The organism is Actinomycetes bacterium (genome assembly GCA_022599915.1).
GTDB lineage: Bacteria > Actinomycetota > Actinomycetes > S36-B12.
Genome location: JAHZLH010000055.1, coordinates 1 through 18,528, shown reverse-complemented (window position 1 = coordinate 18,528; position 18,528 = coordinate 1). Strand labels below are relative to the sequence as shown.

Sequence of the window (18,528 nt, the reverse complement as noted above, 5' to 3'; positions counted from 1 at the left end):
GCTAGCCGTTGGCGGGCAGCGTCGGGACTGCCGCGGGGGGCTTCAGCCGAACCGAGGCGGCCTTGCTGGTACCGGCATCATTCGCGGCCCGGACCTGCACCTTGACAGCCGCATCATTTCGGGTGGCCCCAGTCAACGACTTACGTACCTTCTTGGCATCCAACAAGTCCAGCCGGACCTTCTTCGCCTGCGGACCCACCGCTACCGACCGCCAACTGGCCCAACTCTTAGCACGAGTCTTATCCGCAGCCAGCACCTTGAACCGCCACTGAACCTTCGTCGGCCGCGCATCAGCCTCACCAGACAGCCGCAACCTCAACCGCAAACTCTTGGCATTGCCGTTGCCAGTCGCCAACTTCTTCTTCAACTTAGCCAACGCCTTACCTACGTTCGGCGGTACAGCAGGCGGCAACAACACCGCACCCGGCTGCGGCTGCGTCACCGGCGCAGCATCGGCGGGCGCCGGATCAGCCGGTGCCGGAACAGCCGGTGCCGGAACAGCGGGTGCCGGCGGAGTGGTGGGCGCCGGCGGAGCCGGAGCGGAGGCCGGGACAAACTTCGCAAAAAAAGCATCCGAGCTGCCCGCGCTGGTGAGCGTGGTGGATCCGAAGGTAGTGGTGTCCCGGAACATCCCAGTCACGAATGCCGAGCCGTCAGACAAGGTGCTGATGTCGTAGCCCCAATCATCCCCGTCGTCCCCTGCACTCGTCGCCCACAGGTACTCGCCGTCGGGGTCGAGCTTCGCGACGAAAACATCGTAATCATCCGCACCCCCCGTACTGGTGAGGGTGGTGGATCCGAACGCGGCCGTACCCCGGAACATCCCAGTCACGAATGCCGAGCCGTCAGACAGGGCACTGATGCCGTAGCCAAGGTCCCATTCGGTGCCCCCCGCCTGCGTGACCCACACATAGTTGCCAGCGGCGTCAAGCTTCGCAACGAACACATCACTATCCCCTGCGCTGGTGAGGGTGGTGGATCCGAATATGGCGGTGCCGCCGAACCATCCGGTCACGATCGACGAACCATCAGACAACGTGCGGATGCCATTGCCACGTGCGAAAGAGCCACCCCCCGCACTCTTAGCCCACACGAACTTGCCATCGGAGTCCAGCTTCGCCACGAACGCATCAGAAGACCCACTGCTAGTGACAGAGAAAGAGCCGAAGGTAGCGGTGCCCCCAAACGTGCCGGTGATGAACGACGAACCATCAGAGGCCGTACTGACACCCCACGATGCCTGATGACCGGAACCGCCCACCGCCTTCGCCCATACATACTCACCTGCGGCATCAAGCTTCGCGACGAAGCCGTTCGAGCTCGTTTCATTCGGCAGCGTGGTGGATCCAAACGTGGCGCCCTGCGTGTACGACCCGGTCACGATCGACGAACCATCAGACAAAGCACTGACGCTGTGGCCCGTGTCCAAGCCGCCACCCCCCGCACTCTTAGCCCACACAAAGTTGCCATCGGAGTCCAACTTCGCGACGAACACGTCATAGTCATTCGTGCCCCCCGTACTGGTGAGGTTGGTGGATCCAAACGTGACAGTGCCCTGGAAAAGCCCAGTCACGATCGACGAACCATCAGACAGCGTGCTGACTGCACGGGCAGCATCCGTGCTGCTGCCCCCCACCTGCGTAACCCACACATACTCACCGTCGGAGTCGAGCTTCGCGACGAAAACATCCCAACTACCTGCACTCGTCAGCGTGGTAGATCCAAAAGTAGCGACCCCTTCGAAGTACCCAGTCACAATCGACGAACCATCAGGCAGAGCACTGACACCCTCACCCAGACTTTCACCACTGTCCCCCACCTGCGTTACCCACGGCACACTAACTGCAGCGAGCGATGCTCCTGCCCACAGCGCGCTGAAGACCAGCGCCGCGACGATCGTGACAGCAGCGGGGACAACCCGGCTTCGGCGGACCGACAGATTCATAGAACCCTCCAGACGCACTAGGTACCAACTACACGGTGGTCTTAGCCACCCGCATCGGTCTAGCCAGAACTGGCAATCTTGAGGTTGCCTTGAGGAAGGCAAAAGAAAAGACGGCGGGCATTCGCCGCACGATGGCTGGCAGCGATTGATCCTGTCCATGCGGACAGCGGCAGTCAACACGTTCGGGTGCACACCAGAGCCGGTACCACGGAACCGGAGCCAGTGCTTCGCATCCAAGAGTCGAAGCTAGCCGTTGGCGGGCAGAGTCGGGACTGCCGCGCGTGGCTTAGACCGAAGCGAGGCAGTCCCCCGTGGACCTATCACTCGGTCAACAGACCGACCAACCCACCAGCCCGCTGCTTGTTGTACTTCGAGAAGAAGCCGCCAACAAGCACCGTGCCATCGGGTCGCAGCGCAGAGGCGCTGACCGAACCATTGAAGCCCGAGCCGGCCTTGAACGACTTGTCACGTGCGCCGTCTTTCTTTAGCTGAGCAACTCCGGGGGCCTTCTTACCTCGATATTTTTCGAAGTTTCCGACCACAACCACCCGGTTGTTCGGCTGTATCGAAACCGAGTTGACCTGACCGTCGAAGCCCTTGCCAGTACTGAACAACTTCGACAGCCAGCCATTGTCGCCGACATGAACCAGATTGACCGCGCGCATCTCATCGTATTGCGAAAACGAACCGCCGATGAGGAAGCCTCTGCGGTATTTCTGCATGGAGTAGACCCCACCTACTGCGGAGCCGAATCCGCTACCGACATCGAACTCGGAATCCACCGATCCATCACTGTTGACCTGCACCAGCCCGCCACCGGAGGACGATCCGTAGCTGGGGAAAGTACCACCGACCAGAGCCTTGCCATTCTTCAACTTCAGCAAACTTTGCACTGATCCTGGCTGAAGATCGGCCGGGGCAGCGAACGAGGTATCGAGAGTCGCATCTGGGTTTAGTTTCACCAGGCCACCAGTGACCGCCTGCGAACCATATGAGGTGAAAAAGCCTGCCACCAACAGGCTTCCGTTCCGCATCAGCGCCATGGCACTGACCTGGTCATTGAACTCTGCTGGCTGGTAGCTGGTGTCGAGCGAACCATCGGCATTCAACCGCGCGATATTGCCCATCGCTTGACCGCCGTAGGTCGTGAAATTTCCGCCGATCAGCAGTTTGCCGTCATTCAGGGGAATGATGCTCTCGACTGGCCCATTGGGACCTGAGCCAGGCTTGAAACTCTTGTCCCGTTTTCCCTTGCTCTTCAACCTGATCAATCCGGGGGCTCGCTTGCCCTGATATTCGGTGAAGTAGCCGGACACCACCGACTTGTTGCCGTCGCCGGGTATCGCGATCGCTAGCGCAGCAGTCGGCGGGTTCGGTGAAGAGAGGCCGCTACCGGTATCGAACCTCGGATTCACTTCACCCGCTGACCCGTCGGCCCGCGCGCTTGTTGGACCGATCGCTAGCGATAGCGCGACTAATGCCGCGCCCAGCGCAGAGACTAGGAGCAACGAGCGAGTGGATGAATTCAAGGCCGGAGCATCGCTTCTTTTCATACCGCGAACCTACTCACCGCCAGATGCAAAAGCCAATTCCTCGCACTGGTAATAACCACCCGTCACCCCGGCGACCGTGAACAGAGCCGAATCTGCCAGTTCCTGATGACACTTCGACCGACTACGCGGCCCCAAATCTCGGCAAACCACGACCGGATCTACCCAGGGATTCGCTACTGAGGTGGAGGTACGTCGATCGGCTGCTGGATATGCTCGGCAAGCCGTTCTAATCCGCTCAAGTCCGCACTGATTGGACCGTCAAAGGGGTTATCCAACCAAAGAGCCAAGGTCAGCGCGAGTGATGCTGACAGGACCCAGCCGATGACTAGATACGGCTTTCGATGCGCCGCCATACTTGAACCCGCAAAAACCGCCACCACTCCAGCTGCCACGAAGAGAACAACTCTCAGCGAATAGGGCATTTCTCGAAGTGCAATCGATCTAATGCTGGCCCGTTCAGCGGAAACGGCCACGACCGCTTCTACAAGCTGCTCCTTTACCCAACCATTTTCCGATGTGTAGTTTTCCGGAGAGTTGACCTCTGCCAACAGATTGACAAGAGCCGCGGTTGAAGGCAAGGAATCTACGTCACCCTCCTTGAGGGCCGCGCTGTCGGCTGTTGATGCGATCTGGAGGTAGTTGATCAGTTCATCATCAATACGAGACTTTGCGTCATCCTCAAGCACGTAGGCGTACGCGGCGATACTGCCGACCGTTTCCACCTCTGCATCAATGTGACTGAGCTCGTCCGATAGAACGCTCCACAGAATAGAGATGGTGAAACCAATAAGCACAAAAAGCCCGGTAGCTGTTGCTCCTAGCAGTTTGTTTGCCGAATCCGAGAGGTCCGCTCGAACGTCATCATCCGCAACTCGCTTGGTCAACTGATGCCCTAAGAACGTGCACAGACCGATGATCAGCATGACGAGCCACAGCGGATTCAAACTCACCAGGCCATCAATGAAACTGGACACGCCTAACCGCCTGTTTCTCGCCCGTCAATAATGACTATTGACCCTATACGAGGCACAGTCTCGGTCGCCAAACCTTTGATCAAGAGTTCACCAAAGTTAACCCTAGATATGCAGCAGATCTCTTGCGTTGCCAGTGCGGATTTGATCGGTCTCCGCCCTGGTCAGGCCCAACTCGGTCAAGGCTTCATCCAACCAGGACCGCATCGCCACCGGATCCTCCATCGGATAGTCGGAAGCGCACAGCACCCGATCCACTCCCATCACGTCTAGGACATGCCTTAGCGCTGGGGTGTGATTGAAGCCGCTGATGGTCACATAGAAGTTGCTAGCCAGTGCGTGTTGAATCTTGGCCAGTTCGGGCTTGCCCTCCATCCGCAGTCGGTGGTCAATCCGCCAGGCCCAAAACGGCAGGATCTCTCCCATGTGCCCCAGGATGATCTTCAGATTTGGGAAACGGTCGAAGACACCGTTGACGATCATCGCCATACCAATCCGAGCTGTGTTCTCGTGGAATCCCCAGGGTGAGGTGCGCAGTACCTCACAGTTGGCCACCTCATAGAAAGGGTCGGGTGTCGCTTTCATCCGGGGGTGAATGTAGAACGGGCGATCCAAGTCCACGCACTCTTTCCACAGCGCGTCGTAGTCGTCATCGACATAGAAGTTAGGGTTTCCATCTGCAGCGGTGTCAGCGCCGTTGATCAAAGCACCGACGAAACCCAACTCCGTGACACATCGACGAAACTCTTGGGCAGCGTCCTGCGGGGATGCCATCGGCAGTGCCGCAAACCCCCGGAAGCGTTCCGGCTGCGTGGCCACGATGTCGCGGAGGTCGTCGTTCCACTTCCTCGCAATATCAACCTGCGCCCGCACCCGGACATCGTGGGTATCCCCTAGGCCAGGGTCAGTGACGTCGATTCCCTGGATCCCATCGGAAAACGCCGACAACACCGCGATATCAATACCGCCGGCATCCATGTCACGCAGTCGCTGCTGCCCGTACTCCAACAGCAGAGTCTTTTTTTGTTCCAGGGCATAACTGGGATCTAGGTAGTCCTCTTGATCCGGCACGATCAGATGTTCTTCAAGAGCAATCATCGAACTGAGCCACCTTCCCGAGATTTCTTACCCTGTGCCCACAGTCGTGGGGAGTCGTCGTTTGACCCGTTATCCCACCGTAGGGACTGCCGGGACATGACGCAGCAAACCGAGCTGGCCTGCAACTACCGCTAGGGGGCTATACCGATTGCCTACTAGCATCGTCTGGGAGAACAATCGAGGATCGTGATGCTCCGCTCTTGATCACCAGCCAGTGCAGCGGCCATGGTGCGATTCGATGCAGGTTGATCAGCATTCGGATCATCGCTGGGGCAAAGACGTTGTGTTTGCCTTGCTCGCTAGCCTTGGTGACAATTTCGCCAGCTTGCTCTTCACTCAACGTCGGAATCAACCGGTCTAAAGAGGCAATCCGCGCTGTCGTGCTGGGATTGTTGTCGTAGTAGGGGCTGTCGACATGTCCCATCACAACACTAGTGACCTTGATGCCGGTGCCATGCAAATCTGCCCGCAGCACTTCACTGAATCCACGCAGCGCCCACCGAGACATTGCGTACGCGGTAGAGCCGGGCCATGGTGCGTAGGCTCCCGGGCCATTCACGTTGGTGATCTGGCCGCTCCCGCGCTCCACCATTCCCGGGAGGAACGCTTTGGTCACATAAAAGGCAGCGAAGGCTGGCACCGCCATCATCTGCTGAAAATCCTCGTCAGTAGTTTCATCGATGAATAGCCAGTCACCTATTCCCGCGTTGTTCACCACCACATCCACGGCACCAACCTCTGCCTGGACCTCGCGAGCGACAGCGGTTACCGCCGCCGGATCACTCACATCCACCGAGTACACGCTGGCGCGACCACCTGCAGCGCGGATCTGTTTGGCTTTCACTTCTAGCGCTGCCGCACCTCGCGCCATCAAGATGACATGCGCTCCCCGAGCTGCCATCGCTATGGCGGTAGCTGCTCCGATTCCGCTTGACGCCCCCGTGATGACCGCATTCTTACCTTGAAGATTCACATCGCGAGCCTACCGAGTCGACGCCCCACCACAGCGCTTGGACCGTCAAACTCTAGGACGCGCCGCGGTGTGACAGCTGGCCCCGATACCGCCGCACCGTTCATTAACGCCAGCTATTAGGAGACTTGTGAGCTTGCAGAGTGTGATCGCGAGACTTTCGGGACTCCCCATTGGTGCATTCTTGGCCGCCAACCGCGTGAGCTGCTAGGTACTCGACTGGGGGGGACCAGTTCGCGGGCGGCAACTCTGACGATCAGAAAGAGGCCAGCCAAGACAAGTAGGAAAATCGCTGAGACTATGACTGCTTCATCGATCGCAGAGACGGGCGTTGTCTGTCCGCCGGGTTGGCTGGAAAAAGCTCGAGCGTCGTTGAGTCCATGAATAGCGGCCGCTACGAACATCCCGATCAGTCCAGCAACCGTGCAGGTCCTACCTCGCCGGCTGGCTGCCAGCCAAATCACCGAAGCCGCGAGTACCGACAGGAATGGGTGCAAGAACTCGACCAAAACCCGATGGCTGGATAACACCAGTTCACTCTGAGAAAACTGGTACTCCACACCTTCCGCAAATCCGAACACGGCACCGCTGACCGCTGCCAACACCACTCCGATTCGAGGTACTGAAAACCGACCACGACCGAATGCCAGTAGCGCAACGGGTAGGGCCAGTTTCGCGACCTCTTCGATAAGACCGGCGCTCAAGCCGTTCAACCACGGGTGTGGCGCGACCGCTGTCCCCACGGCGATCTCGGCTAGGAGTGTTAGTCCTATTGCCACTAGACCCGATGCCAAGCCCCACAGCATCACTGACTCCGGGAGTCGCCGCAGTTGCACGCCCCAGTGACGGGTGAAGATCAACACAGCCGCAGCCATCGCCAGCGCATAGCCCAGCACCGACGCCCACCCGATGTCACTCGCACCAGTGCTATCAGCGATCGAATCTGCTGCGAATACCACCGCGACGCCAGCCAATGCCAGCCAAAACCACAGGTGCCGAACGAAAGGTAGGAATCGACGCTGGTGCGGGAGTTCAGGTACCTCGTCATCACCACGCACCACGCCAGTCCACGCCTCGCCATCCCAACTCGCTACCAGGCCTGCCGGACCATACGGATACCAACCGGGCAGGTCACTGCCGCGCACGGGAAGCGAAGACTGCGGTGAAGCTAGGTCGGGATCGGGCATCGCTACTCCTGGTCGCCTTCAACTTAGCAGCGGAGAGCGGTCCGCCAGGGCCAGAAGTCCCCCCATCAAGCACGGCCGAAACTCGGGGAACCCACTACAACCGCCAACCTGCGGCGCAGGACGACGACCGATCAAACCATCCCATCGAGTCTGACCGCTATTCGACTTGGAGCGCGGTTTCAGCAGCATCACTTGTTAGATTGGCGGCCTACGGGTATATGTTCGCGGGCTACAGGGGTGGCGAAGTCGATGAATCACACTAAGCGAAACGCAATGGCACTGATCAGTGGTGCGCTGGTGGCCGGGATGCTGCTAGCCGCGCCACCAACCGCCGGGGCCAAGGTGCTGTGGCAGGACAAGAACGTGTCGGCTAGCGGCCAAAATGGGGAAACCCCAACAATCGCGATGAGCAACGACGGCAGCGCCTTGGCCTACGCGTGGCTACGTAGCGATGGCACCAACCCCGCCACGATGGGCCGCTACGGCGGCGACCTCGATGGCACGTGGCCCGATGCGGTGCAGCAGTCCGCCAGTGGCGCGACCGCTGCCTCGCCCCGCGTGGCGATGAGCGGCGACGGCCAAACTATCGCTTATACCTGGACCAGCGACGCTGGAGCAGGACCCATCGTCCAGACCCGGTTCAGCAAGGATGCGGGTGCGACTTGGACTGCCCCAACACCACGGTCAGCGGTCGGCGCCCGCGACCCGCGGCTAGCCATCTCTGACAACGGCCAAGTGCTGGCACTGGCATGGACGCAGCAGAAAGTCACTCCTGCTACGACGGTGGTGCAGTTCGTCCTCAGCACTGATGGTGGGACCACCTGGACCTTGACGAAGGATCTGTCAAATGACGGCCAAAACGCCGAGCGACCCGTCGTTGCTGTCAGCAGCAGCGGCAGCGCTATTGCCTTCACTTGGGAGTGGTTTGACGGCAGCCATACCATCGCCCAGACGCAATACAGCACCAATGGTGGGGCCAACTGGACAGCGGCCGACCTGACCGCAGCCGGCCAAAACGCCAACAACCCCGAGGTAGCCGTGAACAGTGACGGCAGCACCATCGCCTACACCTGGCAGCGATCCAACGGCAGCAACAACATCGTGCAAACACGCGAGTTGGCGTCAGCAGGTCTGGGTACGATCACTGACTTGTCAGCCGCCGGTGGGGATGCCACCGCACCGCAACTTGCAGTCAACGCCGACGCAAACACCATCGCCTATACCTGGCTGCGCTCAAATGGCAGCAACACCGTCGTACAAGGCAGGTACCGCGGCAAGAGCGGCGCCTGGACCACCGTGGACCTTTCCGCCACCGGACAAGATGCCAGCCATCCCCGCGTAGCAGTCGGCCCAGACGGTAAGGCCATAGCGTTTGCCTGGCAGCGATCCAACGGCAGCAACAGCATCGTTCAAACCCGGTACACCACCAACGCCACCAAGGAATGGACTAACGCTGACCTGTCGGCCACCGGTCAAAACGCTAGCCTCCCGCAAGTAGTTGCCAGCGAAGGAAAAACTATTGCCTACACCTGGCAGCGTTCTGACGGCAGCAATAACATCATCCAAACGAACTACAGCTATAAGCGCTTCAAGCCAGGCAAGCCTTCCGATGTCTTTGCAGTTCCTGGCGACAAGCAGGTGACGCTGAACTGGACGGCACCGAATGACGATGGCGGAATGCCGATCACGGGCTATCGGGTGCAAGCGCGGAAGAACAACGGCGACTGGAATACCCGGGTAACGAACACCGGAAATTCCACCACCAGCTATACGGCAACCGGTTTGAAGAATGGTGCGGAATACAAGTTCCGCGTAGCCGCCTGGAATGAGATCGGGCGCGGCGGTAATGCCGGTTCCGCATTAGTCACTCCCACGCAAGCAAAGCCAGGCAAAGTGAAGAACCTGACCGTGAAGTGGAAGAAGAAGAATCGCAAGGCCGTCGTTAAGTGGCAAGGACCGACCAAGAAGCCTGCTAAGAAGTTCCAAGTCCGGATCAGCAAGCCCAACGACATCGAAGTTTTCAAGAAGTGGAAGAAGACCAACTCCCGGAAGTGGGTCTATCAGGACTTGCAGCTCGGCAAGAAGTACAAGGTGCAAGCCCGCGGCAAGAACGGGAAATCAAAGGGGCCCATGAAGGGGCTCAAATTCAAGACTAAGAAGCAGAGCAAGACTTTCGGCCCCAAGTAGTTCAGGGCCCGGTGGCCTGGGACTAGCGAGTAGTCATGGCGTCAACAACCACGGTCACAGCGAGCACTAGGGCATCGTCATGGCCCGGAGACACTTCAACGCCATAGGTGTCTCGCACCCGGAACCACTTCTTGGACACCGCCGCGACGGGTCCATCCGGCCCACTAATGGAGTACTCGTGGTCAACGATGTTGCCCTGTACGCTCCAGTCACCGCCAGCAGCCAGTTTCACAGTCCACCGGTTTCGGACCGGTGACACCAACGCCTGTTGAACGGTGGCTACCGGATTGCCGGCGTTGTCTTCCACGGCCATCGTGTCACGGACCCGGGCCTTCCGTTCCTGAATCTTGTACCGACTGCCGCCGCCAGCATCTTCTAGCAACAGGGTGTGCCGTACGCGCACTGCCTTTCCGTCAACTTTGAAGACACGCTCCCCGGACTCGTTCTCGATCCAGTAGTCATCGCCAATCGAGATGAGTTTCTGTCTCATCTGGTAGCGAGTGCCGCTAGGACCTCGCCTCGCCTGTCTTCGGTCTCGTGGCCCCATGACACTCCTTCTTGGATCGCTGCACCATCGTTAGCAGCAACTTGCCGTTTGCGGACGACGCCACCCTAGCGGGGCACCGCTACTTTGGCTGATCAGAAGCCAGCGCCCGCGCGGCCGTCCACCTAGCGATGGGCAGCATCCTGTACCTCGCCGATGAGTTCCTCGAGGGCGTCTTCCAACGCAATAATTCCTCGTTCGACGCCATCGGGGTCAACCACTCTGGCCAGATGCGCACCCTGGGTCCGCAGAATCTCGACCACCGAAGCGGCAGCCGCATCAGCAGCGACGAGCGGTAACCGGCGAAGGTTGAGGCTACCGAGTTGCATAGTCTCCTGGACATCAGATTTCAGTCCGAGGACATCCCGGACGTGCAGGTAACCGATCGGCTTCCCGTTGCCAGTTACCGGGAAACGAGAGAACCCGGTCTCTGCGGTGGCGGCCAGCAGATCCATCGGTGAGTCTTCGCGATCGACGGTGCGCAACACTGCCGGTGGGATCACCAACGACGCTGCCGGACGCTCTTCTAGGTCGAGGGCGCCTTCGGCTAGCCGGGATTCACTCTCACCGAGCATTCCCTCTCGGCGAGACTCAGCGATCAGTGTCGCTACTTCGTCTGCGGTAAAGGTGGCCGCAACTTCATCCTTGGGCTGGATTCCTAGTAGCCGCAGCGCTGCGTTCGCTACGGCGTTGAGTACAGCGATGAGGGGAGAAAAGACTCGAGTCACGAACCATAGCGGCGGAGCCAGCCAGATAGCTGACCGCTCTGGCCTGGCCAGTGCCAGATTCTTGGGAACCATCTCGCCAATCACCACGTGTAGGTACACCACGATTGTCAAGGCGATGATGAAGGCAATCGCGTGAATCGCGGTGTCCGGTAGACCCAGTGAGGCCAATGCCGGTTCGATCAAATGAGCTAGTGCTGGCTCAGCGACGGCGCCCAGACCAATGGAGCAAACGGTGATACCCAACTGTGCGCCAGCCAGCATCAGGGACACCGACTCCATCCCCCGCAATGTCAGTCGAGCTCGGCGATCTCCGTCTTCCGCAAGCGGCTCTATCTGACTTCGCCGGGCTGAGATGATGGCGAACTCCGCACCCACAAAAAACGCGTTCCCGAGGAGCAGCGCGACTCCGATCCACAATGCGGTCATGACTGCTGCTCCCCGCTTTCGGGTTCAGTGCCAGCGTCAGGCGCGGATTCCGGCTGCGGCACCGCCACTACAGCATCGATCCGGCGACCGTCCATGCCGTGCACGGTCAGTAGCCAGCCGGGGATCTTGACCTGGTCACCACTATTTGCCACTCGACCGAGGTCCTTCATGATCAGACCCGCGAGCGTTTCATAGTCAGGATCATCCGCGGTCGGGACACCTAGTTCACGCATTTCCTCAGGACGTAGCAGACCAGACAGCAGCCAACTACCGTCCTGGTATCGACGACTGCGCAACGCCGGACGGTCGTACTCATCGGCCACTTCGCCGACAAGTTCTTCCACGAGGTCCTCCAGCGTGGCAATGCCGGCAGTACCGCCGTACTCGTCAACCACCAAGACGAGATGGTTGCCGGTTCGAACCAACCGCAGCAGACCACCTAGCTCCAACGACTCCGGGACTCGGGCTACCGCCGACATGACCGAACCCACGGTGGCCCGACCACGATCTGAAGTCGGAACTCGCAACGCGTCGCGCAGCGACGCGACGCCAACCACATCATCGAGACCATCGGCGCCGATGACGGGGAAGCGGGACAGACCAGTTTTGCGACTCAACTGGAGAATCTCCGCAACCGGCTGTGACCGCTGGACGACCTCCAGCCGAGTGCGAGGAGTCATCACGTCCTCAGCCGTGTGATCACCAAAGCGCAACGTGCGATCGATCAGGACGGCAGTCCCCGAAGGGAGCGTCCCCGAGGCGCCGGAGTGCCGCACCAGTGAGGCGAGCTCTTGTGGGCTGCGAGCGCTAGCGAGTTCCTCGACAGGTTCAATCCCCATACGACGTAGTAGCCAGTTAGCGGTGCCATTTGTTACCCAAATGACGGGGGTGCACAATTTTGTGAAGAATCGCTGTGCTGGGGTGACGAGTTCAGCCACTCGGCGCGGTTGGGCAATAGCAGCGTTCTTGGGAATGAGTTCGCCCAGAACCATTTGGGCCGCAGTCGCGATGATCAAGGCCAGCGCCAAACTGATGGCAAGCGATGATTGCTCGGGAAGACCGAGCGCAGCCATCGGGGTCCGGAGCAGTTCGGCGATAGCCGGTTCCGCCAGATAGCCCACAATCAGGGATGTGATGGTGATGCCGACCTGAGCCCCGGACAGTTGCGTCGAGAGACTGCGTAGGCCGGCGAGAACCCCCCGGGCCTTGCGATCGCCCTCCTCAGCATCGGACTCGACCGAGGAGCGGTCCAAAGTTACGAGACTGAACTCTGCCGCCACAAAGATTGCCTGCAGCCCGAGAAGCAACACCACCAGCAGGAGCAGAAACCAGGGAGTCACGAGGCGAGTATTCCAATCACAGTGCGAGATCGCGGGACGAGGTCAACCATTGCGGGCAGCAAAAGGACCGACGCGCTATTTCTTAGTCTTACCTTTAACCTTGGCGGCGGGGCCCATCCCCTGTCCATTTTTGGCTCGGACCTGCATGACGACCTTTTTTCCTGACTTCAGGCCATCCCAAGTCTTAGCGAATTTGGATTTCTTATCGGCCTTCGGCTTTTGGGACTTCCATGAGGTCCACTTCGAGCCTTTTTTGATTCGAGTCTGATACTTCTTGATGGCGGTACCGCCAGTGTCTGCTGGTTCTTTCCAGGTGACTTTGATGCTCTTGCTTTTGGCCTTGGCGATCTTCAACTTCTTGACTTTGTCAGGCGCCGTCAACGCGCGCGCTACATAGACCATCTTGTTTGGGCTCGGTTGCGCAGAAGACGATTCATCAACGACGTTGTTGGTCGCGGTTTCGAGGATGCTGCGTTCGATGTCCACTGGCCCCAGGTTGGGATTTTGGCCCCATAGGATCGCTGCCACGCCTACTACTGCTGGCGCAGCCATCGACGTGCCACTGCGGATCGACGTTCCGCCGGTCATCGACAACGAAGGAATATCGTCTCCAGGTGCCCACACGTCGAGACACGAGCCACTGTTGGAGAATTTAGTTGCTGCATCGCTCTGACTTGTTGCGCCGACGGTCACCACACCAGGAGATCCGGCGAACGAGAAGTTACAGGAGTTTCCGCCATCGTTCCCTGCGGCAACGACCATCAGGATTCCCATGGCACGCAGATCTTTCACCGCAGTGTCCAATGCCTCGTAGCGGCCGGGAACTCCGAGACTCGCGTTAACAATCGCTGGGCGTTCAACATTGGCGGCTACCCAGTTCAGGCCACTGATGACATCAGCGATGGTGCCACTGCCCGCGCAGTTGAGCACCCGCACAGAGTGAATGATCGCTCCGGTGGCCACGCCATAGGAACTTGACGCCACAGTGCCCGCCACGTGAGTACCGTGACCGTTGCAATCTTCTGCGTTGGCCCCGGCGGCAGGAACGAAAGCGCTGCGGCCGACACGCCCCTGAAACTGCGGCAAGCTCAGATTGACTCCCGAATCCACGATGTACGCGTGAACTCCATCCCCTTGCCCGAAGGGTTTGTACATATTGTCTAGTGGCAGCTTTCGTTGGTTAACTCTGCTGAGGTTCCACGGTGTTGTCTTCGCCTCGGTGAGCGACGCCGGCTGTTCCGGTGCCTGCACCGATACCGTGAGATTCGGGGTGACCGTTTTCACGGAACCTGACCGGGCAGCCTGTTGGGCTTCATATTCGGTCAGTTCGACCACGCCGCCGCTGTAGATCGGGCCGCTGATGATTTCGACCTGCTCTGGATCGACGTAAACTCCACTCGTTCTCAGCACTCTGCGCATCGAATCGGGGGGGTCGGAGGCTAACTCGACCAGGTAGTTGCCTTGCGACGAATCGGGGCCCTCAGCCGCCGCCGCCGCCAACGGAGGTCCGCTCCCGCGGTCAGCGGCCGATGGGCTAGCCACGGCCGGAGTTCCTGCGACAAGCAGGGATGCCGTGATCGCAGCACTAGCAAGCCCCATGAACGACATCTGCTCAGTTCCTCCCGATACGCAAACCCTGCCAACCCGCATCAGTTTACGTCACTGGAGAGGCTGCTACCCGCAGAGACTGCGGCTGACCACCAACGGAGTAACACGTGACCCGTCCGATACCGACCGCAACACAAAGAGTAGGCGACCAGCGGCAGCCCGACACCGAAAACAACCGTGCCGCGTGTAATGAGCGTTTACGTCCCGGCTAGGTGGGTATACCCAGAGCAACAGAATCACTACGCAGAGTGTGAGTGTGAAGGAGCCGAGAATGACAGTCACCACTAGTTCGGTGGGGCTGCTCACATTCGACGTTCCCGACGCCTCGGGGGTGAACAACGAAAGCGCCCCTGGTCGGCGTTGGGCCTAGCAGTCACGAGCGTCGATCGGCCTATTCCACACGAACAAACGAGAACCGCCCGCAATGAGCAAGGGGATGACTGTGCCTGAAGACGCCGGGAAGATTGACAGAGAGCAATCGGGCAATTACGGACAAGTAGCACCTTTGGGATTCCCTACCTGCCGAGAGTCAGCACCCCGTACTCTGGAGCTCGTGCCTGGACATTCGAGGCACCCACACACCAGGAGTCAACAGTGAAGGTCGGGTATCGCAGCGCGGTCGCGCTATGCTGCGCGATCGGCCTTCTTGCTGCCGCGCCCGCCGCAATAGCCGCTGAAGAGCCACCCGCTGCTGAGGGCGAGCCGGCATCACCGTTGGCAACAATGCCAGGGATGCCGGCAGCCACCGATAATCAAGATGAGTCGACAGACGGGCGAGGTCAGCAGGCCAACGGCAACAAAGATGCTGCGAAGAACAGCGATGATGCGGAAGAAAACTACAACCCCGCTGAGGGCGAGAACCTCCGTGGCGATCGCAGCGGAGCCGGGCAAGGGATCGACGAGGCTAAGGCACGCAAGGCCGCCGAGTTAGCAGTCAATAAAGCTCGCATCAAACTGGAGAAAGCCCGCGCCACTTACCGACTGGATCAACTGGCAGCGAAACAGGTCAATGAACGCTCGGAACGCTGGGCAAAGCGCGCTGCTGAATCCCGGCGCGATATGGGCAATATCGCTCGCGCGGCCTACACCAGCGGGGGCGATGACTTGAACCTGCTGGCTACCTTGCTTGCAGCGGAATCACCGCAAGAGGTTCTTAGCGGAGCAGGTACTGCGGCCGCAGTGGCTGGATACAAGCACGAGGAGTGGCTCAAGGCACTCCGCGCGCAGGAACGCGCCAACGATCTAGCAACTGAGGCCGAGGACATCCTCGACCGCTCCCGTAACCGGCTCGATCGCGCCAAAGCAAACGTTGCCGCCGCACTCGAGCTAGCGGAATCGGTGAATCTCGAGATCGCCCCCACCAAGAAAGTTCCGCCGGTCGATTTGGAAACTAAGAGTGACTGGGTCTTCCCCACTGGCAAGGGAAAAATCAGTAGCCAGGCAGGTATGCGGTTGCACCCCATCCTGCGATACGTCCGGTGCCACGCCGGCGCCGACATCACCGCACCTAGTGGAACACCAATCTTCGCCGTCGATGACGGCATAGTGCTAAAGGCTGGCTCAAATGGCGGCTACGGCAACTACACGCTGATCACTCACGGCAAGGGGTTGTCCAGCGCGTACGCCCATCAGCAGGTACTACTTGTGAAGACTGGTGACCGAGTTCGCCGTGGCCAGTTAATCGGGGAAGTGGGAAGCACCGGCTTGTCGACGGGAGCCCACCTGCACTTCGAAGCCAAGTACCACGGCAAGGCATATGACCCTAGGGGCTGGCTCGAGGATGCCCCAGAACTTCGAGTTCCTGCCTGCTAGCCGACAGCACCTAGGCGCATCAGCGACCAGCGCTCAGGCCAGCGGCGCCGCTGGCCTCGACGCCTAGTTCACCAGTACTGGTAGTTCCGTAGTGATGTTCCTGACCGGCTCAGGCTCACTCGGCCAGTTCTGCGGGAACATCGGCGCGTCAGCCGGACTCAGCGGCTGCAGTTGGTCGAACCAGGTCGCATTGGGATCAAACTTTGCGAAGAACGGCTGCTTCACCAGTTCCGGCCTGCGGCACTGCAAGTATTCGAGAACGAACGCCTGCTCACCTGCGACGTCACGCACTCCCAGCACGTGTACTTTGCCGGGCCACGCCGACATCGACGGACCACGCACAGTACGAGCGATGCCGGAGACTCCCGAGTACGCCTCCCGGAAGGTATTCCAGCAGTCCACCAGTGGGAGCTCGAAATAGTTCCGGGCACCGGTGTCCCGCTCAACAAACATGTAGTACGGAATACATCCGAGCCGGACGCCGGTCTTCCACAACTCTTGCCAGGCAGTGACGTCGTCGTTCACATGCCGGATCAGTGGGCTCTGCATCCTGATGTTTGCGCCGGTGGCGCGAATACGAGAAACAGCGGCGCGTGAGACCTCGGTGGACAGTTCCACCGGGTGGGAGTAGTGACCCATGACAGCCAGCGTGCGGCCACTCGCCACGATTCGATCAAAGAGGGCCAGCATCTCGTCGGCATCATCATCACTGACGAACCGCTGCGGCCAGTAGCCCACACTCTTGGTGCCGATCCGAACGGTTTGTACGTGCTCTAGCCGTGGATCGGCGAGCAGCGCATCAATATAGCGAGCGAACACACTCGCTTTCATGATCATGGGATCGCCACCGGTGAAGAGCAGATCAGAAATCTCTCGGTGTTCGGCGAGGTAGTTGCACAACTGCTCAGCATCGTTGTTCTTGAACCGCAACGACGGATCCCCGACGAACTGGGCCCACCGGAAACAGAACGTGCAGTAGGCGTGGCAAGTCTGCCCCTGTGAGGGGAAGAACAACATCGTCTCCCGGTATTTGTGCTGGACTCCTGGCACCTCTTCCCCGTCTAGCATCGGGACGTTGTCAGTTTGCTGCCCGGCGGGGTGTGGATTGAGTTCAGCACGGATTTCCGAAACGAGGCCCTTGATCTCTTTCGGGGCAGCCCCGGAGGCCAGTCGATCAGCGACGGCCCGGTAATTCTCCTCCGACAGCATGCCGGGTTGCGGGAAAACCAACTGGAAAATCGGGTCGTCCGGAACCCGGGACCAGTCGATCAACGCATCCATGACGTAGCTGTTCGTTCGGAACGGCAGCACTTGTCCGACTACTTGTACTGCTTCGCGGAGCTCGTCGTCGAGCATGGCCCATTGCGGCGCTTTGCTGATATTTGCCAGCGTGATCGGTTGGAACCGGGTCGTTTCAACTTCAGCCATGAGCACCCCTCAGAGTCATATTTCGGCGATAGCGAGGCGGTGACTCGGCGATTCAGCCGCTTTCCAATATCTTGCCTCAACTACTGTTCGTCCCCTGACGGTAGCAAAGCGTCGCCGGTAACCCGATTTTCCAGGGAAGACTAGACGACACTGCGACATGGCGGCGCCTCACTAGCCGTACATTGGTCCGTATTGCGGACTAGGCACAGAGAATCTCGGCTACCTCAACTCCGAAGATTCCCTGCTTTCCGGCCCAGCTAGCCGCCGACCAGCCACTTGAACTTTCGGCGGCCGGGATCGGGCTTCGCGGGACTTCCCCCTACCTGCCCCGCTAGCGTCAGAGTGTGGAGCACCGCAGCACCCCAGATCGCCCCCCGGAACCAGATACTGAAGAATTCCTGGCACGACTCAGCCTTACGCAGGTAGACCGAGATATCTTCACCGGCTGGTGCCACTCGGGATCGCCCCTGCGGGCCTTCGGCGGACAAGTTGCCGCACAAGCGCTCGTGGCTGCTGGCAGAACGGTGCCAGACCCGGAACGACGAGTTCATTCGCTTCATGCCTACTTCTTACGACCCGGGCGCACCACGGATCACATTGTCTACATGGTGGATAGACCTCGCGACGGCCGGTCCTTCAGTACCAGACGAATTCGGGCGGTCCAGTACGGCGAGACCATCTTTACGATGTCGGCATCCTTCGCCATACCGCAGCAAGGGCCCGCTCACGGG

At 59.6% G+C, this 18,528-nt stretch carries 14 protein-coding genes; 3 read left to right on the top strand and 11 right to left on the bottom strand.

Annotation, left to right across the window (positions count from 1 at the left end; genetic code table 11):
* Nucleotide 1 precedes the first annotated feature (1 nt).
* The 6 genes from K0U62_09265 to K0U62_09240 form a co-directional block, all read right to left on the bottom strand.
* Complete coding sequence (locus tag K0U62_09265) at nt 2-1,945, bottom strand: hypothetical protein (protein ID MCH9801701.1); 1,944 nt, start codon at nt 1,943-1,945, stop codon at nt 2-4.
* A gap of 320 nt (nt 1,946-2,265) precedes the next feature.
* Nucleotides 2,266-3,498: a delta-60 repeat domain-containing protein gene (locus tag K0U62_09260; protein MCH9801700.1), complete on the bottom strand. Its 1,233-nt coding sequence runs from the start codon at nt 3,496-3,498 to the stop codon at nt 2,266-2,268.
* A gap of 173 nt (nt 3,499-3,671) precedes the next feature.
* Entirely contained in the window at nt 3,672-4,472 is an 801-nt protein-coding gene (locus K0U62_09255) for a hypothetical protein (protein MCH9801699.1), read from the bottom strand.
* A 102-nt stretch (nt 4,473-4,574) separates the two neighbouring features.
* Nucleotides 4,575-5,567, bottom strand: a complete 993-nt coding sequence (locus K0U62_09250; GenBank protein MCH9801698.1) for an amidohydrolase family protein — start codon at nt 5,565-5,567, stop codon at nt 4,575-4,577.
* 139 nt (nt 5,568-5,706) lie between these two features.
* Nucleotides 5,707-6,540 (bottom strand): SDR family NAD(P)-dependent oxidoreductase, encoded by an 834-nt coding sequence (locus K0U62_09245; GenBank protein ID MCH9801697.1) that lies wholly within the window; start codon nt 6,538-6,540, stop codon nt 5,707-5,709.
* A 116-nt stretch (nt 6,541-6,656) separates the two neighbouring features.
* The gene (locus tag K0U62_09240; GenBank protein ID MCH9801696.1) at nt 6,657-7,724 is read right to left on the bottom strand and encodes a DUF2510 domain-containing protein; all 1,068 of its coding nucleotides are present in this window, start codon (nt 7,722-7,724) and stop codon (nt 6,657-6,659) included.
* A gap of 249 nt (nt 7,725-7,973) precedes the next feature.
* Here K0U62_09240 and K0U62_09235 point away from each other — a divergent pair, with 249 nt between their 5' ends.
* Complete coding sequence (locus K0U62_09235; GenBank protein MCH9801695.1) at nt 7,974-9,911, top strand: fibronectin type III domain-containing protein; 1,938 nt, start codon at nt 7,974-7,976, stop codon at nt 9,909-9,911.
* Between the two features lie 22 nt (nt 9,912-9,933).
* Here K0U62_09235 and K0U62_09230 read toward each other — a convergent pair whose 3' ends face one another.
* The 4 genes from K0U62_09230 to K0U62_09215 all read right to left on the bottom strand — a co-directional run bounded on the left by K0U62_09230 (nt 9,934) and on the right by K0U62_09215 (nt 14,557).
* Nucleotides 9,934-10,458 carry an LURP-one-related family protein gene (locus K0U62_09230; protein ID MCH9801694.1) on the bottom strand — a complete coding sequence of 175 codons (525 nt, stop codon included), beginning with the start codon at nt 10,456-10,458 and terminating at the stop codon, nt 9,934-9,936.
* A gap of 122 nt (nt 10,459-10,580) precedes the next feature.
* The gene (locus K0U62_09225) at nt 10,581-11,609 is read right to left on the bottom strand and encodes a hemolysin family protein (protein MCH9801693.1); all 1,029 of its coding nucleotides are present in this window, start codon (nt 11,607-11,609) and stop codon (nt 10,581-10,583) included.
* A complete protein-coding gene (locus tag K0U62_09220; protein MCH9801692.1) occupies nt 11,606-12,949 on the bottom strand; it encodes a hemolysin family protein in 1,344 nt (447 codons plus the stop codon). Before K0U62_09220 ends, K0U62_09225 begins: the two co-directional genes overlap by 4 nt.
* Nucleotides 12,950-13,024: 75 nt before the next feature.
* A complete protein-coding gene (locus K0U62_09215; GenBank protein ID MCH9801691.1) occupies nt 13,025-14,557 on the bottom strand; it encodes a S8 family serine peptidase in 1,533 nt (510 codons plus the stop codon).
* A gap of 723 nt (nt 14,558-15,280) precedes the next feature.
* Between K0U62_09215 and K0U62_09210 the strand changes: the two genes are divergently transcribed.
* Nucleotides 15,281-16,369 carry a M23 family metallopeptidase gene (locus K0U62_09210; GenBank protein MCH9801690.1) on the top strand — a complete coding sequence of 363 codons (1,089 nt, stop codon included), beginning with the start codon at nt 15,281-15,283 and terminating at the stop codon, nt 16,367-16,369.
* A gap of 63 nt (nt 16,370-16,432) precedes the next feature.
* Here K0U62_09210 and K0U62_09205 read toward each other — a convergent pair whose 3' ends face one another.
* On the bottom strand, nt 16,433-17,797 hold the full coding sequence (locus K0U62_09205; protein ID MCH9801689.1) for a lysine 2,3-aminomutase: 1,365 nt from the start codon (nt 17,795-17,797) through the stop codon (nt 16,433-16,435).
* Nucleotides 17,798-18,195: 398 nt separating this feature from the next.
* Here K0U62_09205 and K0U62_09200 point away from each other — a divergent pair.
* Nucleotides 18,196-18,528, top strand: a 333-nt coding sequence (locus K0U62_09200) for a thioesterase family protein (GenBank protein MCH9801688.1), incomplete at its 3' end; no start/stop codon positions are given.

Bases quoted from the DNA above. Each gene is read 5' to 3' on its own strand.
- K0U62_09265 (MCH9801701.1), bottom strand. From the start codon at position 1,945: ATGAATCTGTCGGTCCGCCGAAGCCGGGTTGTCCCCGCTGCTGTCACG.
- K0U62_09260 (MCH9801700.1), bottom strand. From the start codon at position 3,498: ATGAAAAGAAGCGATGCTCCGGCCTTGAATTCATCCACTCGCTCGTTG.
- K0U62_09250 (MCH9801698.1), bottom strand. From the start codon at position 5,567: ATGATTGCTCTTGAAGAACATCTGATCGTGCCGGATCAAGAGGACTAC.
- K0U62_09240 (MCH9801696.1), bottom strand. From the start codon at position 7,724: ATGCCCGATCCCGACCTAGCTTCACCGCAGTCTTCGCTTCCCGTGCGC.
- K0U62_09235 (MCH9801695.1), top strand. From the start codon at position 7,974: ATGAATCACACTAAGCGAAACGCAATGGCACTGATCAGTGGTGCGCTG.
- K0U62_09230 (MCH9801694.1), bottom strand. From the start codon at position 10,458: ATGGGGCCACGAGACCGAAGACAGGCGAGGCGAGGTCCTAGCGGCACT.
- K0U62_09225 (MCH9801693.1), bottom strand. From the start codon at position 11,609: ATGACCGCATTGTGGATCGGAGTCGCGCTGCTCCTCGGGAACGCGTTT.
- K0U62_09215 (MCH9801691.1), bottom strand. From the start codon at position 14,557: ATGTCGTTCATGGGGCTTGCTAGTGCTGCGATCACGGCATCCCTGCTT.
- K0U62_09210 (MCH9801690.1), top strand. From the start codon at position 15,281: ATGCCAGGGATGCCGGCAGCCACCGATAATCAAGATGAGTCGACAGAC.
- K0U62_09205 (MCH9801689.1), bottom strand. From the start codon at position 17,797: ATGGCTGAAGTTGAAACGACCCGGTTCCAACCGATCACGCTGGCAAAT.